Origin of the sequence: Massilia eurypsychrophila (assembly GCF_002760655.1) — a bacterium.
Classification (GTDB): domain Bacteria; phylum Pseudomonadota; class Gammaproteobacteria; order Burkholderiales; family Burkholderiaceae_D; genus JAFCUW01.
Map to the genome: position 1 here is coordinate 197,993 of NZ_PDOC01000007.1, position 23,762 is coordinate 221,754.

General features: G+C 65.0%; 18 protein-coding genes. 10 read left to right on the forward strand and 8 right to left on the reverse strand.

Translation table 11 applies throughout. From position 1 onward, the window contains the following. Window positions 1–94 precede the first annotated feature (94 nt). On the forward strand, window positions 95–1,717 hold the full coding sequence (locus CR105_RS13930) for a DUF1800 domain-containing protein (protein ID WP_099789057.1): 1,623 nt from the start codon (window positions 95–97) through the stop codon (window positions 1,715–1,717). Window positions 1,718–1,733: 16 nt separating this feature from the next. Beyond that, window positions 1,734–2,966: a DUF1501 domain-containing protein gene (locus CR105_RS13935; protein WP_099789058.1), complete on the forward strand. Its 1,233-nt coding sequence runs from the start codon at window positions 1,734–1,736 to the stop codon at window positions 2,964–2,966. A 135-nt stretch (window positions 2,967–3,101) separates the two neighbouring features. Here CR105_RS13935 and CR105_RS13940 read toward each other — a convergent pair whose 3' ends face one another. The 6 genes from CR105_RS13940 to CR105_RS13965 form a co-directional block, all read right to left on the reverse strand. Beyond that, a complete protein-coding gene (locus CR105_RS13940; protein WP_099789059.1) occupies window positions 3,102–4,457 on the reverse strand; it encodes a hybrid sensor histidine kinase/response regulator in 1,356 nt (451 codons plus the stop codon). A gap of 41 nt (window positions 4,458–4,498) precedes the next feature. Beyond that, window positions 4,499–5,242: a 2OG-Fe dioxygenase family protein gene (locus tag CR105_RS13945; protein WP_099789060.1), complete on the reverse strand. Its 744-nt coding sequence runs from the start codon at window positions 5,240–5,242 to the stop codon at window positions 4,499–4,501. Between the two features lie 50 nt (window positions 5,243–5,292). Next, window positions 5,293–7,335, reverse strand: coding sequence for a TonB-dependent receptor (locus CR105_RS13950; protein ID WP_099789061.1), 2,043 nt, complete (start codon window positions 7,333–7,335; stop codon window positions 5,293–5,295). Window positions 7,336–7,361: 26 nt separating this feature from the next. Further along, window positions 7,362–7,853 (reverse strand): DUF6702 family protein, encoded by a 492-nt coding sequence (locus CR105_RS13955; RefSeq protein ID WP_099789062.1) that lies wholly within the window; start codon window positions 7,851–7,853, stop codon window positions 7,362–7,364. Then, window positions 7,853–10,243, reverse strand: coding sequence for a M1 family metallopeptidase (locus CR105_RS13960; protein WP_099789063.1), 2,391 nt, complete (start codon window positions 10,241–10,243; stop codon window positions 7,853–7,855). Before CR105_RS13960 ends, CR105_RS13955 begins: the two co-directional genes overlap by 1 nt. Window positions 10,244–10,323: 80 nt before the next feature. Continuing rightward, window positions 10,324–12,708: a M1 family metallopeptidase gene (locus tag CR105_RS13965; RefSeq protein ID WP_099789064.1), complete on the reverse strand. Its 2,385-nt coding sequence runs from the start codon at window positions 12,706–12,708 to the stop codon at window positions 10,324–10,326. Window positions 12,709–12,877: 169 nt separating this feature from the next. Between CR105_RS13965 and CR105_RS13970 the strand changes: the two genes are divergently transcribed. The 3 genes from CR105_RS13970 to CR105_RS13980 all read left to right on the forward strand — a co-directional run bounded on the left by CR105_RS13970 (window position 12,878) and on the right by CR105_RS13980 (window position 16,962). Then, window positions 12,878–13,975 (forward strand): HD-GYP domain-containing protein, encoded by a 1,098-nt coding sequence (locus CR105_RS13970; protein WP_099789065.1) that lies wholly within the window; start codon window positions 12,878–12,880, stop codon window positions 13,973–13,975. A gap of 10 nt (window positions 13,976–13,985) precedes the next feature. Continuing rightward, complete coding sequence (locus CR105_RS13975) at window positions 13,986–15,950, forward strand: CHASE domain-containing protein (RefSeq protein ID WP_099789066.1); 1,965 nt, start codon at window positions 13,986–13,988, stop codon at window positions 15,948–15,950. 100 nt (window positions 15,951–16,050) lie between these two features. Beyond that, window positions 16,051–16,962 (forward strand): alpha/beta fold hydrolase, encoded by a 912-nt coding sequence (locus tag CR105_RS13980; RefSeq protein WP_099789067.1) that lies wholly within the window; start codon window positions 16,051–16,053, stop codon window positions 16,960–16,962. A gap of 327 nt (window positions 16,963–17,289) precedes the next feature. Here CR105_RS13980 and CR105_RS13985 read toward each other — a convergent pair whose 3' ends face one another. Then, the gene (locus CR105_RS13985; RefSeq protein ID WP_099789068.1) at window positions 17,290–18,129 is read right to left on the reverse strand and encodes a phytanoyl-CoA dioxygenase family protein; all 840 of its coding nucleotides are present in this window, start codon (window positions 18,127–18,129) and stop codon (window positions 17,290–17,292) included. 15 nt (window positions 18,130–18,144) lie between these two features. Beyond that, complete coding sequence (locus CR105_RS13990; RefSeq protein ID WP_099789069.1) at window positions 18,145–19,200, reverse strand: M29 family metallopeptidase; 1,056 nt, start codon at window positions 19,198–19,200, stop codon at window positions 18,145–18,147. Between the two features lie 125 nt (window positions 19,201–19,325). On the opposite strand from CR105_RS13990, the gene CR105_RS13995 reads away from it, so the two are divergent. From CR105_RS13995 to CR105_RS14015, 5 genes are all read left to right on the forward strand, one after another. After that, window positions 19,326–19,805, forward strand: coding sequence for a DUF3828 domain-containing protein (locus tag CR105_RS13995; protein WP_180288193.1), 480 nt, complete (start codon window positions 19,326–19,328; stop codon window positions 19,803–19,805). A 78-nt stretch (window positions 19,806–19,883) separates the two neighbouring features. Further along, window positions 19,884–20,168: a prevent-host-death protein gene (locus tag CR105_RS14000; protein ID WP_099789071.1), complete on the forward strand. Its 285-nt coding sequence runs from the start codon at window positions 19,884–19,886 to the stop codon at window positions 20,166–20,168. After that, entirely contained in the window at window positions 20,165–20,587 is a 423-nt protein-coding gene (locus tag CR105_RS14005) for a PIN domain-containing protein (protein WP_099789072.1), read from the forward strand. Before CR105_RS14000 ends, CR105_RS14005 begins: the two co-directional genes overlap by 4 nt. Window positions 20,588–20,782: 195 nt before the next feature. Further along, window positions 20,783–22,264 carry a hypothetical protein gene (locus CR105_RS14010; RefSeq protein WP_099789073.1) on the forward strand — a complete coding sequence of 494 codons (1,482 nt, stop codon included), beginning with the start codon at window positions 20,783–20,785 and terminating at the stop codon, window positions 22,262–22,264. Next, window positions 22,261–23,751, forward strand: coding sequence for a hypothetical protein (locus CR105_RS14015; protein WP_180288194.1), 1,491 nt, complete (start codon window positions 22,261–22,263; stop codon window positions 23,749–23,751). Before CR105_RS14010 ends, CR105_RS14015 begins: the two co-directional genes overlap by 4 nt. Window positions 23,752–23,762: the final 11 nt, after the last annotated feature.

Consider the following 23,762-nt stretch of genomic DNA (forward strand, 5'->3'; position numbering starts at 1 on the left):
GCTTACGATTGAAACACGGAAACCTTTAACGACGATGACAATTAGGATATCTTGGTACAGCCGGGATTGACCGGCTGCCTCGATTGGGCCGACCATGAAAAAAACACTATCCTTCGCCGTCATCGCTGTCCTGCTGCTGGCGGTTTCCCCGGCACGCGCCGCCGATGCCAGCGCACCTGGCGCCGAGCAGCAGGCGGTGCACGTCCTGAACCGCATCGCCTTCGGTCCGAAACCGGGCGACATCGGGCGCGTCACGCAAATGGGCGTGAAGCGCTACATCGACAGCCAGCTCGAACCGTCATCGATTGCATATCCCGAGGCGCTCAGCGAGCGCCTCGCCTCGCTCGACAGCATCAACCGCAGTGCCGGTGACGTCGTCGCCGAGTTTACCGAACTTAGGAAGGAAGTGCGCGACGAAGAAGAGGGCGCCAGGCAGCGCCGCCGCGCCGGCATTGGCGCCATCGCGCTGCAGACGGCCGAGGCGCGCGTGCTGCGCGCCATCGACAGCCCGCGCCAGCTCGAGGAAGTGCTGGTCGACTTCTGGTACAACCACTTCAACGTTTTTGAGGGCAAGGGCGTCGACCGCGCGCTGGTGGCCAGCTACGAGCGCGACGCCATTCGCCCGCACGTGATGGGCTCCTTCCGCGCCATGCTCGGCGCCACCGCGAAGCATCCGGCGATGCTGTACTACCTCGACAACTACCTTTCCACCGCCGCCGGCTACACGCCTGGACCGCGGCGCGGCCCCGCCGCCAAGGCGCGCGGCCTGAACGAAAACTACGCGCGCGAGCTGATGGAACTGCACACGCTCGGCGTCGACGGCGGCTACACCCAGAAGGACGTCACCGAGCTGGCGCGCATGCTGACCGGCTGGACCTACGATCAGCGCGCGCTGATACGCGACAACCAGACCTTCCGCTTCGATGACAAGCGCCACGACCAGGGCGTCAAGCTGTGGTTGGGGCGCGAAGTGGCGCCGCAGGGCCAGCTCGAAGGCGAGATGGCGCTCGACGTGCTGGCGGCGCATCCGGCGACCGCGCGCAATGTCAGCTTCAAGCTGGCGCAGTACTTCGTGCAGGACAACCCGCCGCCCGTGCTGGTCGAGCGCATGGCGAAGACCTTCCTCGATTCGAAGGGCGACATCCGCTCGGTGCTGCGCACGCTGTTTGCCAGCGCCGAATTCATGGCGCCGGCGGCGCAAGGCGCCAAGTTCAAGACGCCATATCAGTTCGTCATTTCGGCGGCGCGCGCCAGTGCCGCGCCGATGGTCAATATCGCCCCGCTGGTGGCGACGATGGGCCAGCTCGGCATGCCGCTGTACGGCTGCCAGACCCCGGACGGCTACAAGAATACCCAGGACGCCTGGCTGAATCCGGACGCGCTGTCGCGCCGCATCACGTTCGCCACCGCGCTGGCGGGCGGCCGCCTGCCGCTGGCGAGTGTGCCGAAGCGGCCGGTTCCGCTGCGTCAGATGAACGGCTCGAAGGACGGCGCAATGAGCGGTGCGATGGACGGCGCGATGGATGGCGCCATGGTCGCCGCGGCGCCGGCTGCGGTCACGGCGCCGGCTGCCGCCGCGCCGGCGCTCGATCCGCTGCAACTGCAGGCGACGCTGGGCGGCGGCATTTCCAGCCGCACGCTGGCGACGGTCGCCTCCAGCGCCGCGCCGCTGCGCGCGGCCATGCTGCTTGGCAGCCCCGACTTCATGCAACGCTAAAACGCGGAGAACAACAATGAAACGCAGAGACTTCCTCAATTCGATGGCGCTTGGCGCCAGCATGGTGGTGCCGGTCGGCCGCGGCGCCTGGGCCGCCACCAGTGCCAACCCGACCAAACAAAAGCTGGTGGTGATCATGCTGCGCGGCGCAGTCGATGGCCTTAACGTGGTGGCGCCGGTCGGCGACGAAAACTACCTGCGCCTGCGCCCGACCATCGGGCTGTCGGCACCTGGCCTGGACGGCGGCGCGCTCGACCTGGACGGCTACTTCGGCCTGCACCCGACGCTGGCCATGCTGCAGCCCTTGTGGCAGCAGAAGAAGCTCGCCTTCGTGCACGCCAGCGGCTCGCCCGACAGCACCCGCTCGCACTTCGATGCGCAGGACTACATGGAGTCGGCCACGCCGGGCCGCAAGAACACGCCGGACGGCTGGATGAACCGCCTGGTGGCCACGCTGCCGGGCGCCTCGACGCCGAGCCGCGCGCTCTCGATCGGGCCGGTCATGCCGCGCATCCTGTCGGGTCCTGCGGCGGCGGTCAACCTGCCCAACGGCGCGGCCGCCACGCGCGCCAACATCCTCGACCGGCCGGCAATCGGCGCCGCGTTCGACCAGCTGTACGCCGGCCACGAACGCTTCGGCCGCGCCTACAAGGACGGCAAGGATGCGCACAAGGAAGTGATGGATGCGTCGATGGCCGGCGAAATGAACATGGCCGATGGCGGCGCGCCGCTGCCGAATGGCTTTCCGGACGACGCCGCGCGCCTGGCGACGCTGATGCGCAATAACTCCAAGCTGCAGCTGGCGTTCGTCGCGCTGGGCGGCTGGGATACCCACGCCAACCAGGGTGCCGGCCGCGGCCAGCTGGCCAATCGGCTGGCGCCGCTTGGGCAGGGCCTGGCAGTGCTGGCGCAGCGCCTCGGCCCGATGTTCGAGGACACCACCGTCATCGTCATGTCCGAATTTGGCCGCACCGCGCGCGAGAACGGCAACGGCGGCACCGACCACGGCCACGGTAACGTGATGTGGGTGATGGGCGGCGCGGTGGCCGGCGGCAAGGTGTACGGCGACTGGCAAGGCGTGGCCGACAGCGCGCTCAACGAAGGGCGCGACCTGCCGGTGACGACCGATTTCCGCTCAGTGCTGGCGCAGGTGGCCGAGCGCCATTTGCGCCTGTCGGACCGCCAGCTGGCGCAAATCTTCCCGGCCATGCCGCAGCGCAGCGCGGGTTTCCAGATTATAACAGGCTAGCCTAGTAGTTTTACGGTATTGCACTGCACCATAAAACGGATTATATTGGAATTGTCTCCTCCAATTTTCCAGCAAAATTGGATTGCCGCCCGCCACCGCAAGGTTGCGGGCGTTTTTTTTCCGGCGCGTGCGCTGCTAGTTGGAAGCTGCCGGCAGCCGCAGCGTGAACGTGCTGCCGACGCCGAATTGGCTCGAAAACACCAGGCTGCCGCCCATCAGGCCGGCCAGGTTGCGGCACAGGTAGAGCCCCAGCCCGGCGCCCTCGGCGTGGCGCGTCGAAGTCGAGTCGAGCTGTGAAAACGCCTCGAACAGCTTCGACTGGTCTTCCGCCCGGATGCCGGCGCCACTGTCGGCGACGCTAAATTCCGTCACCGTCGCGCCGTCGATCACGCGCTGGCCCAGCGTCACCCGCACCGCGCCCTGATCGGTAAACTTGATGGCGTTGTTGACCAGGTTGATGACGATCTGCGTCAGCGCGCGCTGGTCGGAGTTGACGACGATCTGCTCGGCCGGCATCTCCACCGTCAGCGCCAGACCCTTTTGCGCCGCCAGCGGGCGCAGCGAATCGACCGTTTCGACCAGCAGCGACTGGCACTGCACGGGCGCCAGCGACAGCGTGACTTTGCCCGCCTCGATCTTGGCCATGTCGAGCAGGTCGTTGATCAGCGACAGCAGGTGGCGCGCGCTGGTGCGGATCGTCGTCAGCTGCTTGTCCTGGTCCACCGTCAGCGGACCGGGTAGCTTCATCAGCAAGGTGCCGGTAAAGCCGATGATCGCGTTGAGCGGCGTGCGCAGTTCGTGCGACATGTTGGCGATGAACGCCGACTTCATGCGGCTCGCTTCGGCCAGCTCCAGATTCTTCTTGGCGATCTCGCGGTTCTGCTCTTCCAGCTCGGCCGCGTGATGCGACAGCCGTATATTCAGTTCGACCACCTGGCGCTCGCGCGCCTGCAGCTCGGCGTTGACCTGCACCGCCTGCTCGTAGGTGGAGATCAGCAGGTCGAGCATCTGCTGGCGGCTGGCGGTGATGAAGTGCTTCTGCTCGCCGAGGTAGACGCCGATGCCGGTCTCGGGCCCAGCATCCTGGCGCAGGCGCTGGTTCTGCAGCACCTGGCCGATGCGGTTCAGCAGGTAGTCTTCCGAGTAGGGCTTGCGGATGAAGTTGTCGGCGCCGCTCTCGATGCCGCGAATGATGTCCTTGGCGTCGTTCAGCGCCGTCACCAGAATGACGGGAATAGCGGCCAGTGCCGCATCGGCCTTCAGCGCGCGGCACAGGTCATAGCCGTTCATTTCCGGCATGACGATATCGGACACGATCAGCTGCGGCAGCCGCTCGCGGATCAGGTTCAGCGCGCGCTGGCCGTTCGAGGCCACGCGCACGCGGTAGCCGGCCGACTGGATCAGGCGGCGCAGCCGTTCGGCCTGGGTCGGGCTGTCCTCGACGATCAGGACTTCGAATTGTTCCGCTTGTATTTCGTGTGCTTGTTCCACGTTGTGCCCTCGGGGTGACTGGTTGGATGTGGCGCCAGGCGCTAGCTGTCCTCGCCCTGGAAAGCGCCGGCGCGCCAGGTCAGCACCAGCGTGTCGCGGTAGCCGTTTTCGCCGGTCGGCTGGATCGGCGTCGATTCGTGGATCACCGACGCGTCGTCGAGCAGCAGCAGCGTCCACGGCTGTTCCATCGTGAAGCGCTTGCCGCCGCTGCCGGCCGCCTCGAAGATGCGCGTCTCGCCGCCCTTGATGCGATGGCGCCCGACCAGCAGCACGGCGACGAAGTCGACGCCGTCGCGGTGCGCGCCTTCCGGCGTCGGCCGGCCGATGCCGCCAAGCGTATCGATGCGGAACTGGTGCGCTTCGACGTGCCACACCGGCACCTTCTTCACCTGCGAGCAGGCCTGGCCGAGCGCGTGCAGCAGCGCCGTCCACGCCGGCTGCGCGATGGTGGCCGGCTCGATCGGTTCGAACAGCCGGTGCATGCCGCCGTGCAGCGCGTTGTATTCGACCGGCTGCCAGTGCGCGCGGTGCGCCGTCAGCGCCAGCGTGGCGCCATCGTCGAGGAAGCAGGAGTGGCGCCGGCGCCGGTAGTTGCCGCGGTCCTTCAGGTAGTTGTCGAGCGCCAGATGGTCCCAGCTCGGCGCCAGCGCGCTGAGCTCATCGATGCTGCAGCCTGCCAGCGCGGCTACATCGGCAGGCCGCAGCAGCGCGTAGCCGGCAGTGCGCAGGTCATCGGCCAGCTGGGCCGGGTCGGTAAAGGGGGGCAAAGGGTGCGCAGTGTTCATCGCGCTAGCGTAGCATTTTTGCCCGGCCCGCGTAAGACCAGGTCCCGGCGCTAGAAGTTCTTTACCAAGGTGAGGCGCGCCGAGCGCGATTCGATCGGATGGAAGTGGATGTCGTCGCTTCCCTCTGCTTCGCCTTGCAGGCGCGAGGCATACAGGTATTCGATCGCCGGAGCGCGCCGGTTGGCCAAGTTGAATCCCTCCAGCTCGACCTTCATGGTCTTGTTGATGCGGTAGGCAATACGCCCGTTGATGGTCACGCTCGGCGAGGATCGCACGCTGTTGTCTTCGATCAGCGGGCGCGGACCGAAGTAGCGCAGCCGTAGCGCGCCCGACCACGGACCGAGCTGGTCGACCGTGAGGGCGAGCTGGCCCACGCCTTCCACTGCGCCCGGAATGCGGTTGCCCTCGGGCGCGAAATCGCGCGAACGGGCACGCGCGAAAGCCAGGTCGAAGTCGACCGACAGCCACTTGAGCGGCTTGTAGTAGTTCGAGAACTCGATGCCGTGGCGCCGGCTCGGGCGGCCCGCCTCGGTCGTGCCGGCGTCGCCGACGAAAGTGAGCTCGGACTCGAAGTCGAGGCGGTACAGCGACAGCGAGGTTTGCAGCTGCGGGATGATTTCGCTGCGTACGCCCAGCTCCATCCCGCGCGAGCGCACCAGTCCCGGCACTTTCTCGGTCGCTTCGCCGGTGCGCGGATCGATCGTCGTCAGCGTGCCGCGCGCGTCGTTGCTGTGAAAGCCGCTGCCCAGGTTGACGTACAACTCGGTCTGGCGCCACGGGCCGAACGCCGCGCCCAGCGAAGGGCTCAGCTGCTGGTCGCGCGAGTTGCCTGAATTGGCCGCCAGGTCGCTGCGCACCTTGAAGCGATAGCTGTCGCTGCGCAGGCCCGCCACGGTGCGAAACGTCTCGCTCCAGCGCGCGTGGTGTTCGGCAAACACGCCGGCGCTGGTTTCGACGACATGGTCTTCGCGCGTGGTGGCCAGGCGCTGCCGCGCACGGGTGTTATACAAGCCGTTGAACGCGTTATCGTTTTGCAGTTGCACGCCAACCGTCAGGTCCGAGCTGACGCCGCTCGCATGTGCATGCCACGTGTGGCTGGCATTGACGCCGCTGGTGACGCGCCGGTCCGGCTGGCTGAACTGGTCGCCGTTGACCGGATCGTCGAGGAAGTAGGTGAAGTTCGAATACAGGTCGAGCTGGTTGCGGATCACGTAGGCGCTGACCTTCGACGAGGCGTCGGTGGCGCTCTTGCGCCACACTCCCGACAGGCTGAAGCGTCGCGCGTTGCCGCCGTCGGTTGGATCGATCGTGTCGAAGCGGCCGAGCGAGCCGTCGGCCACCGCGCGCAGCGGGATCTGGTCGGTCGAGTTCCATTTGCCGCGGTAGGCCATCGCCGTGACCGAAAAGCCGTTGTTGTCGAAGCCCTGGCTGTAGCGCAGCACGCCGTTGAGTTTCTGGTAGTCCTCGGGATGGACGAACGGGCCGTCGCTGTGCAGCGCTTCGAGCGCATACAGCAGGTGCCCCTTGCCCACTTCAGGCGACGCCGCCACCATCGTGCGCGCGTAGCCGTGGCCGCCGACGGAGGCGGTGGCGACGCCCTGCGCCAGCCGGCTCGAATACGTCATGGCAGCGCTGCCGGCGGAGGCGAAGTCGCCGTCCAGCGCGGAGTAGGGCCCCTTCTTGTAGTCGAGCCGCGCGGTCAGTTCGGGGATCACGAAATTGAGGTCGGTCCAGCCCTGGCCGTGCGCATGGCTGCGCTGGTTGACCGGCATGTCGTCGATCGTGGTGCGCAGGTCGGTGCCATGATCGAGGTTGAAGCCGCGCAGGTAGAACTGGTTGGCCTTGCCCTCGCCGCTATGCTGGCTGACGATCAGTCCGGGCGTCGCTTCCAGCAGTTCGCCGGGCCGGTACACGGTGCGCATCTCGAGCTGCTTCTGGCTGACGGTGCCGGCATTGGCCGAATCGGCAACGCCAAGCTGGCTGGCGCGCGAGCCGGTGACGAGCACGCGCTGCGGCACTTCGTCATCGGCCTGGCAAGGGAGAGGGAGCAGCAGCGCGGCCAGCGCGCACGGAATGGGACTCAATCGCAGCATGGAGGGCAAGCAGGATGTCCGCGGAATCAGCGCACGGCCTGGTCGGTCTTCTTTCGGTCGAATATTAGTGAACGGATCATACCCTTGTCCTGGACGTTGAGTGTGTTCGATTGCTCGGCGATGAAGTCGATCAGCACTTCGTCGTGGATCGACACCGCTTTCGACAGCGGCGTGTTCTCGATCTCCTGGTAGATCACGACCTTTTGCGCATCGACCGACAGCCCCACCCAGCGCAGCGGCAGGCGCGCCTTGTCGGCGGCCTCGACCCAGAACTTCTTCTCGACGTACTTGCGAAAGATCTCCTCGTCTTCCGGCTGCGACAGGTCGAACTGGCGCTGATACAGGTTCGCCAGCAGAGCTTCGACGTCGTGCGTCGTGTACGTGTGGACGAACTCCGTGCTGCCGGTTTTCTGGTTGAAGGAGACGTCGGTGATCCCGACATGGAACAGGTGTGCCTGCGCCGCCATACAGCAGCAGGCGATTGCCGCGGCCAGCAGCGCGCGGACACGGCGCGCCATCACTGCGCCGCCTTCGGCGCCGGCGTCGCGTCCTTCTTCTCGTTCTTGCCCTTCAACGGCGTCCTGAAATCCTTCATCAGGTCGTTGGTGCCGCGCTCGGTCTTGAACAGCTCCACGCGCGACGGCGTGATCTTGCGCGGCCAGGCGTTGTTGCTGACGTCGGTGTCGGCCGTTTCCCAGTACGGGTCCTGCACCAGGCCGACCATCGGCTCGTCGGTGACGATCAGCTTGGTGATCTTCTTCGACGAGTAGCGCCACACTTCGGCCGGGATGCGCTCGATGTACTTCTTGCCGCTCTTGAGTTCAATCTCCAGCACCAGCGGCGTCACCAGCCCGCCGATGTTCGAGAAGTCGACCAGGTACAGGTGCTTGCCCTGCGCGAGCAGCGCCTTTTCCCAGGGTTCCAGCGTTTCGATCGTCTCGTTGTACTTGTTGCGGTCCTTGTTGGTGACGGTGAAGTCGCCGTTCTCGTTGTAGAAGTCCTTCAGTTCCGGATGCGCCTCGACCCGGCGCGCCATGCCCTTGTTGCGCTGGTTGGTCAGCGACACCGGCTCGGCGTCCTTCTGCGCCTTGCGCCATGCCTTCTCGATTTCCGGGTTCTTGCTGCTGACGCCATACTCGCTGATGCCGTCGACGCTGACGTCGACCGCGTCGGTGGTATAGAACCAGCCGCGCCAGAACCAGTCAAGGTCGGTGCCCGAAGCGTCTTCCATGGTGCGGAAGAAGTCCGACGGCGTCGGGCGCTTGAATTTCCAGCGCTGTGCGTATTCGCGGAAGGCGAAGTCGAACAGCTCGCGACCGAGCACGGTCTCGCGCAGGATGTTGAGCGCGGTGGCCGGCTTGGCGTAGGCATTGTTGCCGCGCTGGAGCACCGACTCCGAGTTCGTCATGATCGGCACCTGGTTCTTGCTGCGCATGTAGTCGACGATGGCGCGCGGCTCGCTGCGCGAGCGCGGATACTCTTCTTCCCACGCCTGCTCGGCGAGATACTGCACGAAGCTGTTGATGCCTTCGTCCATCCAGGTCCACTGGCGTTCGTCGGAATTGACGATCATCGGGAAGTAGTTGTGGCCCACCTCGTGAATGATCACGCTGATCAGGCCATACTTGGTCTGCTTCGAGTAGGTGATTTCGCCGGTCTTCTTGTCCTTGGTCGGGCGCGGGCCGTTAAACGAGATCATCGGGTATTCCATGCCGCCGACCGGGCCGTTGACCGAGATGGCCGTCGGGTAGGGATAGTCGAACGAATACTTGTTGTACTGGTCGATGGTGTGGACGATCGCCTGGGTCGAATACTTCTCCCACAGCGGATTGCCTTCCTTCGGGTAGTACGACATCGCCATCACGTCGGTGGCGCCGTTCTTGTAGCCCTGCGCATCCCAGATGAACTTGCGGCTCGACGCCCATGCGAAGTCGCGCACGTTCTTGGCCTTGAAGTGCCACGTCCTGGTAGCGGTGCTGCGCGATTTCTCGGCCAGTTCGGCCTCGGCCTGGGTGACGATGATGACCGGCTTGCTGGCGCTGCGCGCCTGAATCAGGCGCTCGCGCTGGGCGGCGGAGAGCACCGAGCCCGGGTTTTGCAGTTCGCCGGTGCTGGCGACGATGTGATCGGCCGGTACCGTCAGTTCGATGTCGTAGTCGCCGAATTCGAGGGTGAATTCGCCGTCGCCGAGATACTGCTTGTTCTGCCAGCCGGCGGCGTCGTAGTAGGCCGCCATGCGGGGATACCACTGGGCGATTTCGAACAGGTCGTTCTTGTCTTGCTCGTTGAAGCGCTCGAAGCCGCTGCGCCGTCCAAGCACGTTCAGTTCGGCCACCTTGAAGCTCCACTCCATGCTGAATGAAAAGCGCGCGCCCGGCTTCATCGGTTGCGGCAGATCGATCCGCATCATCGTCTTGTTGATCACGTGGCGCAGCGGCTGGCCATCCCCGGTCTTGACCGACTTGATGTTGAAGCCGCCGTCGAAGCCGCGGCTTTCGAGATTGAAGCGCATCGCCTCGAACTTCAGGCCGTCCGCTTCGCGCGTGCTCGCCCATGCTTCGCGCGAAGGCACGGTGGCGATCTTGCGGTTGTCCGAATCGGCGCGGAACATGTTCTGGTCCAGCTGCACCCAAAGGTAGGACAGCGTGTCGGGCGAATTGTTGTGGTACGTGACGGTTCCGGCGCCGCTGATCGAACGCGCCGCTTCGTCCAGCGTGGCGCGCAGCTTGTAGTCGGCGCGCTGCTGCCAGTAGGCGTTCCCCGGCGCGCCGGAAGCGGTGCGGATTGCGCCTGGCGTCGGCAGCAGCTCGTCGAGCTGGCGGAACTTGTCGTCGAACGGATCGGCCGCAAGCGCGGAGAACGACAGGAGCAGGGTGGCGATGGCGGCGTGGAGGTGTTTGAGGGTCATGGCGAATAGACTGGTCTGGAACGAGAACCGGCAGCGGCGCAAATTGCGCGGCTGCCGGCATGCTTTCAATGTGGTCGGGCTTACTCCGCTTTCTTCTCTTGCTTGGCTTCTTTGTCTTTGGCGTCCTTCGACTTGAGCGGCGTCCTGAAATCCTTCATCAGGTCGTTGGCGCCGCGTTCGGTCTTGAACAGCTCCACGCGCGACGGCGTGATCTTGCGCGGCCAGGCGTTGTTGCTGACGTCGGTGTCGGCCGTTTCCCAGTACGGGTCCTGCACCAGGCTGACCATCGGCTCGTCGGTGACGATCAGCTTGGTGATCTTCTTCGACGAATAGCGCCACACTTCGGCCGGGATGCGCTCGATGTACTTCTTGCCGCCCTTGAGTTCAATCTCCAGCACCAGCGGCGTCACCAGCCCGCCGATGTTCGAGAAGTCGACCAGGTACAGGTGCTTGCCCTGCGCAAGCAGCGCCTTTTCCCAGGGTTCCAGCGTTTCGATCGTCTCGTTGTACTTGTTGCGGTCCTTGTTGGTGACGGTGAAGTCGCCGTTCTCGTTGTAGAAGTCCTTCAGTTCCGGATGCGCCTCGACCCGGCGCGCCATGCCCTTGTTGCGCTGGTTGGTCAGCGACACCGGCTCGGCGTCCTTCTGCGCCTTGCGCCATGCCTTCTCGATTTCCGGGTTCTTGCTGCTGACGCCATACTCGCTGATGCCGTCGACGCTGACGTCGACCGCGTCGGTGGTATAGAACCAGCCGCGCCAGAACCAGTCAAGGTCGGTGCCCGAAGCGTCTTCCATGGTGCGGAAGAAGTCCGACGGCGTCGGGCGCTTGAACTTCCAGCGCTGCGAATACTCGCGGAACGCAAAATCGAACAGCTCGCGACCGAGCACGGTCTCGCGCAGCACGATCAAGGCGGTGGTCGGCTTGGCGTAGGCGTTGGCGCCGAACTGCAACAGCGACTCCGAGTTCGTCATGATCGGCACCTGGTTCTTGCTGCGCATGTAGTCGACGATCGCGCGCGGTTCTCCGCGCGACTGCGGATAGTTCTCTTCCCACGCCTGCTCGGCCAGATACTGCACGAAGCTGTTGAGGCCCTCGTCCATCCAGGTCCACTGGCGCTCGTCGGAATTGACGATCATCGGGAAGTAGTTGTGGCCCACTTCGTGGATGATGACGCCGATCAGGCCATACTTCGACTGCTTCGAATAGGTGATCTCGCCGGTCTTCTTGTCCTTGATCGGACGCGGGCCGTTAAACGAGATCATCGGGTATTCCATGCCGCCGACCGGACCGTTGACCGAGATGGCGGTCGGGTACGGGTAGTCCAGCGAGTACTTGTTGTACTGTTCGATGGTGTGGACGATCGCCTGGGTCGAGTACTTCTCCCACAGTGGATTGCCTTCCTTCGGATAGAACGACATCGCCATCGTGTCGGTGCCGTCCTTCTTGTAACCCTGTGCGTCCCAGATGAACTTGCGGCTCGACGCCCATGCGAAGTCGCGCACGTTCTTGGCCTTGAAGTGCCACGTCTTGCTGGTGCTGCTGCGCGATTTCTCGGCCAGTTCGGCTTCCGCCTGGGTGACGATGATCACCGGCTTGGTGGCGGTGCGCGCCTGGCGCAGGCGGTCGCGCTGGGCGGCTGTCAGCACCGAGTCCGGGTTTTGCAGTTCGCCGGTACTGGCGACGATATGGTCCGCCGGCACCGTCAGCGAGATGTCGTAGTCGCCGAATTCGAGCGTAAATTCGCCGTTGCCGAGGAACTGCTTGTGCTGCCAGCCATAGACGTCGTAGTAGGCGGCCAGGCGCGGGAACCACTGGGCGATCTCGAACAGGTCGTTCTTGTCGGCGTCGTCGAAGCGCTCGTAGCCGGCACGCCCGCCGAGTACCTTGGCGTCGTTGATCTTGTAGTTCCAGTCGATGCTGAAGACGTACTTGGCGCCAGGTTTCAGGCCACGCGGCAGGTCGATCCGCATCATCGTCTTGTTGATGACGAACTTGAGCGGCTGGCCGTCGGCCTTGACCGAGGCGATCTTGAAGCCGCCGTCGAAGGTGCGGCTCTCGAGGATCGAACGCATGGCGTCGAAGCGCATGCCGTCTTCGGCGCTGCGGCCCTTGGACCACGCCTCGCGCGACGGCACGGTGGCGCTGGTGCGGTTGTCCGAGCCCGGGGTGAACAGGTTCTGGTCCAGCTGCAGCCACAGGTAGTTCAGGGTGTCGGGGGAGTTGTTGTGATACGTGATGGAGCCGCTGGCGCTGATGGCGCGGTTCGCTTCGTCGAGCGTGGCGCGGATCGTGTAGTCGGCGCGCTGCTGCCAGTAAGCGTGTCCTGGCGCGCCCGACGCGGTGCGGATCGTGCTTGGCGTCGGTAACAATTCGTCGAGCTGGCGGAACTTGTCGTCGAACGGTTCAGCCGCAAATGCGGACACGGTGAGGCACAAGGCTGCCAAGCTAAGCGGCAAACGTATCATCTTTACCCTGACTTTTTAATTAAATTTGGGATAAGTATTCTAATGCTAGCCTAGTGGCAATTGTTAGCGCGAATTGTAAAAAAGCTGAAACAATCCGGCTATCGGCAACGTAAAACGCGGGCCGGCGCGGTATCATAGATGAGGCCGTTATTACAGGAGTCGCGCGGGGATGGAAATTAAGTTCAAGGCAACCGTTCTGATTGTCGACGCGTCGCCCGACCATTTGGTGCTGATGAAAGATCAATTGCAGGGGCGCTATCACGCCAAGCTTGCCCGCACCGGCGCCGAGGCGCTGCAACTGGCCAGGCTGGCGCCGCGTCCCGACCTGATCCTGCTTGACGCCGACCTGGCCGACATGGATGCGCGCGACGTGCTGCGCGAGTTGCGCGGCGAGTTTCTCAACGAAGGCACCGCGGTGGTGTTTCTCACCGAGGGCGACCGCGACGCCGAACAGCGCGCATTTCGCGGCGGCGCCAGCGACGTCATCGCGCGGCCGGTCAGCGCCGAAGCGTTGAAGGCGCGCGTCGCGCTGCACCTCGAGCTGATGGCGCTGCGCGGAGCGCACCAGGAGCGCGACAGCCAGCTCGAATTCCAGGTCGCCGAACGCATACGCGAGACAGTGTCGATGCAGGACGCGACCATCATGGCGATGGCCACGCTGGCCGAATCGCGCGACGCCAGCATCGCCAACCACCTGCGCCGCACCCAGCTGTTTTTCACCGTGCTGGCGCGCGAGCTGCGCTTCCACGGCCGCTTCAGCACTGAACTGACCGACGCCAGCATCGCGCTGATGGCGAAGGCGGCGCCGCTGCACGATATCGGCAAGGTCGCCGTACCGGACGCCATCCTGATGAAGCCGGGCCGCCTGACGCCGGACGAATTCAATTTGATGAAGCAGCACACCGTGCATGGCCGCGATGCGATCGCCGGCGTCGAGAAAACGCTCGGCGGCACCAATCCGTTCCTGCGCTACGCGCGCGAAATCACCTATTCGCACCAGGAGAGATGGGACGGCTCAGGCTATCCGCAGGGCCTCGAAGGCGAGGGCATCCCGCTGTCGGCGCGCTTGATGGCGGTGGCCGACGTCTACGACGCGCTGATTTCGAAGCGCGTCTACCGCCCGGCGTTCACCCACGAGACCGCGGTCGAGCTGATCCGCCAGAGCAGCGGCGAGCACTTCGATCCCGACATCGTCGACGCAATGCTGGTCGTCGAAGAGCAGTTCCGCGCGATCGCCACTGAATTCCCCGACGCCGCCCAGGCGTAGCGGCGCCGCCATGTTCAAGGACCAGATCCGCACCCACGGCTTGCTGGCTTTTGCTGTCGGCATCTGCATCACGGTGTGGACCTGCTTCATCGTGGTCGAGGCGCAGGATGCCCAGATCCGCGGCAATTTCGCGCGCGATACCGAAAAGGTGGCGACCGACACCAGCGTGCGTCTGCGCACCTACTTCGACGTGCTGCTCAGCCTCAAGGGCCTGTTCGCCGTCACCGGCGAAGTAGACCGCAAACAGTTCGAGCGCTTCGTGCAGCAGTTGCGCCTGGCCGAGCGCTATCCCGGATTTCGCGCCATCCAGTTCGTGCGCGCGGTGCCTGACGCCGAGCTTGAAGCGTTCACCGCCGACGTGCGCGGCGAATCGGGAGCCGGCACCGGCAGCATGCCGGCGTTCGACGTGCACCCAACGCTGCAAAGCGACGAGCACTTCATCATCGAGTTCAATGAGCCGATGAAGGGCAACGAAAATGCCTTCGGCCTCGACCTGGCCAGCTTGCCGCCGCAGCTGCAGTCGGTGCATGCCGCGCGCGACAGCGGCAAGATCGTCGCCACCGGCCGCACGATGCTGGTGCAGGACTCCTCGCGCCACCCCGGCTTCGTGGCGCGCGCGCCGATCTACCGGCAGAACATGCCGGTCGATACGCTCGAGCAGCGCCGCGCCGCCTTCATCGGCGTGGTGGCGATCGTGTTCCGCGTCGACCACCTGATGCGCGAAGTGATCGAGCCTTCGCTGCTCGAGCACATCGCGCTGCGCATCGTCGACACCGGCGACAGCGCCACACCGCTGCCGGCCACCCCGGAAAACACCCTGTTCGACAGCGCCGCGCCCGGCGGACTGAGCTTGTCGAAGCGCGTCGCACTGGGACATATCGGGGTCGCCCAGCGGCACTGGCTGGTGCAGTACAGCGCGCTGGTGGGCAGCCGTTACAGCCGCGACTTCACGCCGCCGGTCCTGGTCGGCGCGGCCGGCATCCTGATCAGCGCGCTGATCGCCGCCTTGCTGGTGGCGTCGCGCCGCAGCCGCACCCTGGCCGGCCGGCTGCGCGCCACGCTGGTCGAGCAGCGCGCCAGCCTGGCCGAACTGGAGCAGCAGAAGGCGCATGTCGAACTGGCGCACGGCGACCTGTCGTCGGTGCTCGAGACGCTAAAGCAGGCGCAGGCGAGCCTGATCACGTCCGAGAAGCTCGCCTCGCTCGGCGCCCTGGTGGCCGGCATCGCGCATGAACTCAACACCCCGATCGGCAACAGCCTGCTGACCGCCACCACGCTGTCGGACATGGTCAATGAGTTCGAGAAAAAATATGCCGATGGCGGCATCAAGCGCTCGGCGCTCGAAGCGCACATGGCCGACACCCGGCTCGCGTGCGGCATCATGGCCAGTTCGCTCAGCCGCGCGGCTGACCTGATCACGTCCTTCAAGCAGGTATCGGTCGACCAGACCAGCGACAAGCGGCGCTCGTTCGAGCTTGGCGACGTGGTGCGCGACACGCTGGCCACCTTCGCCGCCCAGCTGCGGCGCGCCAACTGCCGCATCGAGGTCGACGTGGCGCCCAAGCTGGTGCTCGACTCCTACCCGGGCGGCATCGGCCAGGTGCTGTCGAACCTGATCAACAACGCGCTGCTGCATGCATTCCAGGGCGAGGCGTCGCCGAAGATCGTGATCAGCGCGCGCGAGATCGAGCAGGGCCAGGTGATGCTCAATTTTAGCGACGATGGCGTCGGCATGACGCAGAAAACGCTGCACCAGGTGTTCGATCCGTTCTTCACCACCAAGATGGGGCAGGGTGGCTCGGGCCTGGGCATGAATATCGTCTACAACGTCGTCACCGGGATACTGGGCGGGAGCATCGGCATCGCGTCGACGCCGGGCAACGGCACCAGCGTGACGATCATGATGCCCAAGCATGCGCCGGACCAGCCGATGGTCGACGTGGCCGGGCGCCTGGGCAGGCCCGAACTGGCCTGACATGCATACACCGCCTGTGCGCGCTGCGTGTTGATGATATCGGCTTGACAATGTACGACATCCTGGACGAGTATCTCCCTATCGAAAAAAGGGAGCTCCCATGTCGCTGTCTATCCTGTCAGTCTTTAGCCGCCGCACCTTGCTGACGTCGCTGGTGGCCGTGGCCGCCGGCGCGTTGATGCCGGCGTTTGCCGCCGAATTCACGTCCGACCGCATCAGCGTCACGGCCGAAGGTGCCGGTACCGATGTAGTGCTCATTCACGGCCTGGCGTCGTCGCCGCGCGTGTGGCGCGAGATGGTCGCGGCGGTGCCGGGCTACCGCTATCACATGGTGCAGATTGCCGGCTTCGCCGGCCAGGCCAGAGGCGGCAACACGGAAGGCGCGGTGGCGGCGCCGGTGGCCGAAGAAATCGCGCGCTACATCGCGGCGCGCGGCCTGGTCAAGCCGGCCGTTATCGGCCATTCGATGGGCGGCACGATCGGCATGATGCTGGCGGGGCGCCATCCCGATTCGCTGTCGCGGTTGATGGTGGTCGACATGGTTCCCTTTCTTGGCGCGCTGTTCGCGCCGCCGGGCGCCAGCGCAAGCACCGTCAAGCCGATGGCCGACGCGATGCTCACGCAGATGCGCACGTCCGATCCTACCGCGCGCAGCATGCGCAACACCGCCACCATCAACTCGATGGTGGACAACGTCGCCATGCGTCCGGGCGCGCTCGACGATTCAGTCAAGAGCGACCCGGACGTGACGGCGCGCGCTTACCACGAGTTGATCGTCACCGACCTGGCGCCGGAACTGGCCCGAATAACCGTGCCGACAACGGTGCTGTACGTGGTGCCGAAAGCGCCCGGCATGACGGACGAAAGAATCGACGGCGCGTACAAGGCATCGTTCGCGCCGCTGAAGAACGTTACGCTCAAGCGCATTGCGCCCAGCGCCCACTTCATCATGTGGGACCAGCCGCAGCAGTTCCAGTCGGAAGTGAAGGCGTTCCTGGGCCAGGCGAAGTAGCATGACGCCGACGCCGGAAGCGGGGTCAGTGCCGGCAATCGTACACAAGCTCAGCGGTGTTACGAAGCGGAAGCGGGGTCAGGGAAGCGGGGTCAGTGCCGGCAATCGTACACAAGCTCAGCGGTAGCAGCTTGTCCGACGGACGTCGCAGCGGGTCAGGCAGCGGGGTCAGTGCCGGCAATCGTACACAAGCTCAGCGCTGTTGCAGCGCAATCCAATCGGGGTCAGTGCCGGCAATAGTACGCAGGCTCAGCGTTAGCAGCTTGTCCGACTGACGAGTTCGTGTACGATTGCCGGCACTGACCCCGCTGGAAAAGAAGCGGCAACTTATTCGAAACCGCGCGCCGGCAAAGCGGAATCGCGCTGAATCCAGTTTTGCGGCGAATACGCGGTGCGGCCATCGGTCGCATGCAGCGTGTACGCGTGGCGCGATACCGCCGACCGGTTTGGCGCGCTGTAGTGCGGCAGCAGGCCATGGAAGCACACCAGGCTGCCGGCCGCAGCCTCCAGCGGCACCGCCACGCTGTCGTCGGGCCACGGCGTGGCGTCCAGCTTTTCCATGTTGATGGCGTCGCCATTGCGCACGAAGCGCTCGCGCATCGGGCCACGATGCCCGCCCGGCTGCACCCACAGGCAGCCATTGTCGACGGTGGCGTCTTCGAGCGCGAACCAGAACGTCGTCACGCTGATCGGAGTCGTCTCGAAAAAAGTCGCGTCCTGGTGCCAGCGCACCTCGCCGCCGATGCCGGGCTGCTTGAAGATGTACATCGACTGCCACACCAGCGCCTCGGCCAGGCCAAGGTCGCGCGCCACCGCGGCCAGTTTCGGATCGCGCGAAAAGCGCTCGAACACCGGATCGAGGTCGTGCAGCGCGTGGCCGATCTTGTTGATCGATAGCGATTTGTCCTGGCGCAGCCGGCCTTCCGCATCGAAGGCCTCCTCCTCGAAGAAGCAGCGCACCGTGTTGTCCGAGCGGAGAAAGTAGTCGTCGGTGGCGGTGGCCTGGTTCCGCGTGGTGAAAATGCCGCTGCCCTGGCCTGGATCGAAGGCGTCGACGATCTGGGCGGCGCGCTCGCGCACTGCCGCAATTTCCTGCGCGCTCTTGAAGCCAGGGAGGACTATATAGCCGTCGAGGGCGTAGCGCGCGCGTTGTTCTTCATTGAGCATTTCAAGTTCCCCTGATCAGACCTGCCAAGCTCCGTCACTGTACACCAGGTCCTCGTCGAGATAAACGGCCTCGGTGACGGCGAAGATGTCGACGTGGTAACGCGCGTCCTTGCGCTTGAAGCCGGGCTTCGGATAGACGCCGTGCTTGGCGCCGAGCGACAGGTGGATGCCGCACATGCGTTCATACGTGCCGATGTCGTTGACCCGGCGCTCGCGCGTGAACGCGCGGTTCATGCCGAAACCAAGTTCGCGCACCCACACCTCGCCCTCGTCGGCGCGGATGATGTCGAGCAGGCGCTCGAATTCCGGCGTAGCGTTTTCAAAGCCGACCACGCGGCCGCGTTCGATCACCAGCGTGATCGGCGTGGCGGGGCGGTTCACCAGGTAGGAAGTGTCGCCAAATACGTGAATCCGCACGCGCCCGTTGACCGCTTCGAGGTCCTGCGCTTCGGTGAACACTTCGCCGATCGGGAACTGGCCGCCGACGTTGTTCATGCCGCTGTAGTCGCCGATATTGAGCTTGGCCGGCTCCAGCTCCGACGCAAACACCAGCGTCTCGCCGCCGCTGTCGACGGTGGCCGACAAGGCGCCGTCGATGCGCGCCTTCAGCGCCTGGCCGACTCCGCGGTAGTAAGCCGGATCGTAGGCGAGCGACTCGATATAGTGCGCCCCCTGCGCGCCCGGCATGCGCGACAGGTGCACGTGCTCTATGACCTTCAGGCCAAGCTTGAACAGCTCGACGCGGATGCGAAATGCCTCGAGCCGGAAGCTGGTCGACTGCACCAGTACCACCAGGTCGGAACGGGCCATGCGGCGGAACTGCGCCAGCACGTCGTCCGGCGCGACGGTGTCGAAGTCGATGAAGGTGGCGCCGGGCAGGTTGCGGCGATAGCCTTCGGCCAGCGCCCGCGCCAGGTCGCTGCGGGTGTCGTAGACCACCAGGGCGGCGTGCGCCGGGCCGTGTTCGACCACCAGCGCGAGCACGTCGCGCAGGTGCGCCGCGGCGGCGTCGACCTCGTGGGCGGGTATCTCGCCCCAGGGGGAATCGGCAGTGTCGGCGGTGGAGGTCATGGCGGCAGGCGGTGAAGTTGAGCCCGCAATTATACGTAGATGCCAGAGCGCTTGCGCTAGATCAAGGCGAAGCGCCCATGTTGCTGCACAGTTGTTTGTCGGAAATCACACTTTGCGGGGGAATCATGAGAAATTGCCGCTGGCCATTTTCGGCCAAAGCGTTGCGCGCGGCCGTCGTGACGGTGCTGGCCGCGTTGATCATCGCGGCGCAGTTCGCGCTGGCAGCGCCGGCGATGGTCGCGTCGTCGCCGCCCGAGGAGGCGGCGGTCCAGTTCTATCGCTGGTACATGCAGTCGCTGGCCAACAATCAGGACCCGCTGAAGCAGTCGTCGGTGCAGATGTCGGCGTACGTCGAGAAGTCACTGATGAAGGAACTGACGCGCCGCATGAGCCGCAAGGGCCTGCACGCCGACTACTTCGTCCAGGCGCAGGAATTCATGGACGACTGGCCGACCCACATCAAGGCGGTGCGCCCGACGGTGCAGGGTAACGTCGCCAGCGTCGTCGTGCTGCTGGGGGCCACGCCCGACACGCGGCGCATCCTGGCGCTGACGATGTTCCGCGAACAGGGCGACTGGAAGATCAGCATGGTGCGGCTGGTGTAGTCGTGTAGCGGTCGTAGGAGCAGCATAGAATGTCTTTTCCGGATTTGAGCTTAAGCGTATGCGCAACCAAGGAATTCTATGGACACGAAAGAGGTTGATATTCAGGAGTTCGTTTCGGTTTTTCTTAAATATACCGCTGGCAATTCACCCGTTGCCGTGATTGAGGATGGGAAAGCAATTGGCTATTTAATCCCAGTGGCCAAGTATTCTGATGCAGACGTCGCCGCACTGAAAGATGCTGGCGCCGCGCTTGATCAGCTTCTCGGCACCGGCGACATCGATATGGATGAGGTAGTCGCCGAAGTTGATGAGCTACGAAAAGAGTCTAGCCGACAAAAGAAAACTGGGACAAAAGCGGCATGAGCAACAAGGCGATCGTCCTTGATGCCAATATCTTGATTGGGGCAGTTCTAGGGCATCGGATCCGAAAACTTGTGGAACAGTATGGAGTGACGGTCTCGTTGTTCACACCAGACTTGGCATGGGCGGAGGCAAACCGATATGTGCCCGCCTTGCTGACGAAACGTTCCAAGGGTACCCAAGATGGAATGCAATACCTGAACAGGCCTAGCCAAATCGTTCGAATTGTTGGAAGTGATAGTTACCGAGGTCTGGAGCGCCAAGCACAAGCCCGAATTGGGGCGCGCGACCCGAATGATTGGCCTGTTCTTGCGTGCGCGATGTCGCTCGGTTGCGCAATTTGGACAGACGATAAGGATTTTTCTGGTGTCGGTGTCCCGGTCTGGCGGACCGGCCTGGTAGAAAACTCTTTCTCGACTTGATTCGTCCCTGACGCCCCGCAACCCGGGGCGTTTTCTTTCATGCATAGGCTACCAGCCGCTCCCCGCGAGCGCGTCTGGCGATACCGGCCAATCAAACTTCCTCTGCCACTCAGTTGCGCTATGATTTGAATGGCAATAGCGGGCCCCGCAGTAGTAAGCACGGGCCGCCTTCAACATGCATACAACGGCGAGCAAATGGCATATCGATGGGAAACGCCAGCAAGTGTCTGGCTGGAAGACGACAAGAGCGGCCAGTTCGAACTGGCGGCAAGCGAAGGCTTGTCGCGCATCGACTGGCAGGGCCAGGCGCGCGCCCGCCTGCCGGACGTCGCCCACCTGCTCGGCGCCTCGCTGCCGTCGACCTGCAATTGCGCGCGGATCTACCCCGAAGGCTTCGCCTTCTGCCCCACCTGCGGCCGCGCGCTGGTCAAACTGGCCGGCCAGGTCAAGTCGCAGCCCGACTGGTGGGGCCCGTGGTCCGATCAGTTTGTGCCGCGCCATGTGCCGCATGGCCTGCCGGTGACGTCGCTGGCGCTGGGCGACGCGCTCGAAGAGCGGCCCGCCGCTCCCTTCGTCGGCCGCTTCGACGCCAGCATGCCGGCGCCGCCCAACGCACAGTGCGTGTTCGCCGCCGGCAGCTACGGCTTCCCGACCCAGCGGCTGCTGGCGCTGGCCTACACCCGCAACGTGCTGCAGTACTGGGATCCGCTGGCGCAGCTGTGGCACCTGATGGCGCCGGAAGACTTCAGCGTCGACCTGACCTTCAGCAGGTCGGCGTATGGCTGGCTGCCGGTTGCCAATCCGCGCCGCGGCGAAGTGGCGCTGATCCCGACCGACAAGGGCCTGTGCCGCCTGTGGATCAATCCTGTCAGCGAGACCTGCCGCGCCGAGCCGGTGTTCGACGCGGTGCTGGCCAGCGCGCCCGGCGCAGTGCGGCGCCACGTCGCCTGCCTGTTCGTAAGCGCCGCCGGCACGCGCATGTGGACCGCGCACAGCGACCTGTCGCAGGTCGAGCTGCTCGATTGCGGCGCCGCTCCCGCCAGCGGCTGGATGCGCCCGATCAGCTATGACGGCCGGCTGCTCTGGCTGCACCAGATGGGCCAACTGCTTTGGCAGCCGGGCGCGCCGCCGCAATGGCTGCCTTGGCCGCGCGGTTTTTCGCCGCGCCTCGAATTCGGCGGCCCGACCCAGAGCCGCGACGGCCGCCTGTGGCACATCGGGCATACCGGCCAGGAGTATTCGTTCATCGAGCTTGGCAAGGACAATCCGCAGTCGGAAGCGATCAGCGGCGCGCGGCTCGGCTTCGCCAACTTCCTGTTCCGCCGCGGGCACGAGGTGGTCAACGAACCGTGGGAAGTGGAAAACGTCGAGGACCTGCACGAGGACGATTCGCTGGTGCTGCCGCTGCTGCGCGGGTTTAACAACAACCGCAGCCAGCCCAGTGGCCTGGTGCTGCGCTTTCACAAGTACACCGGCCGCGCCGAAGAGGCGCTGGCCGGGCGCACCATCCCGCGCACGACGGTCGAGTGGATCGGCCGGCGCAACGTCATCCTCGACGAGATCCCGCGCTTATCACGCCCGCTCGAATGCATGCCGTTCGTGTATCAACACTGCCTGTGGCTGCACCACCCCGACTGGAACCAGATCCGCGGCTGGCGCCTGGAAGAGCTGCCGTGAAAACGCTCATCGCCAACACCGCCGCGTTGACCGCGCTGCTGTGCGCCAGCGTGCCGGCGTGCGCCGGCTCGCACGTGTTCCTGGTCCAGAATTCGGGCTGGATGGATCCGTTCTATACCGATCCGGCGTCGCAGTACAAGCCGCTGGTGACCGAGCTGGTGATCGCCGCCACCGAGCCCGGCGACCTGATGGTGCTGGCGTCGTTCAACCAGCGCCTGCCCGGCGCGCCATCCCCAAAAGCGCTGCTGTCGCAAAAGGTCAGCGGCGCCGCCACGCGCGCCGACGTCGGCGCCGCGCTGGCATCGCTGCAGACGGCGAAAAAGCCCGGCAGCAGCGCGCTGGCCGACACCGACCTGGGCGAAGCGGTCAGCTCGGCCATCGGCACCGCGCTGGCCGGCAAACCCGGCCTGGTATGGCTGTTCACGAACAACCGCAACAGCCCGAACAACGACCAGGCCACCGCGCGCCGCAACCGCGAATTCTACGAATTGATTCACCAGGGCGGCGCGATCACCAAGGCGCTGGCGTTCCCGTTGAAGATGGCGGTCAAGGGCGAGCACTACCGCGCCAACGGCTTGATGGTGTACGTGTTCGCCGTCGGCGAGCAGGGTGCGCGCGAACTTGATCGGCTGCTCGCGTCGGGGCGCATCGGCGCCGTCATCACCGAGCCGCCGGCACGTCTGAAACCGCTCGACCGCGACACCGTGCGCCTGGTGCCGCGCCGGGTTGAAGACGCGCCCGGCGTATCGTTCTCGATGGGCCCGGGCGGCATGCTGCGCGCCGACGTTGATTCAAGCGCCCGCACGCCGGCCGCCAAGATCGGCTGGAACCTGGAGAACACGATCTACCCGTACACCATCGCCAGCGCCCGCATCGGCGCGCGCTCGGTGCTGGCGCAGCAGGACCGCCCGATCGCGCTCGCCAGCGACAAGGTCGGCGCCCTGGCGCCGGGCAAGAGCGCGCCGCTGGCATCAACCATGCAGCTGCCGGTGGCGCAGCTGCCGGGCAAATGGTCGATGCAGGCGCTCGGCTCGGCCGGCTCGGCATACGTGATGCCGGGCCGCATCGAGCTGCAGCTGACCGACCAGCGGCTCGAACTATCGCAGGCCTTCCGCCAACGCATGGAGGCGCTGTTCCCCGGCGATCCGTTGCCGGAGATTTTCACGCCGCCGGAGCGCATCCAGGGCTCTCTAGCGGTGCTGCCGATCGAAGTGCGGGTCCATTACGGTATTGGGCCGCTGCTCGCGCTGATTGCCGCCGGACTGGCCTTGGCCGGCGCCGCCGGCGCCGCCGCACTGGCCTACGGCCGCCCGCGCCGCACCTTCCTGACGGTGGAAGACGAGCTGCGCACCGTGCATACGCGCGCCGGCGTCACCCAGCCGATATTCGACAAGGCGGGCAACAAGGTCGCCCAATTGAAGACCACCATTTTCGGACACCAGCTGATCGACCTGCGCGAAGGCGCGCAGGTACGGCTGGGCCGCTGATGTTTTCGCAT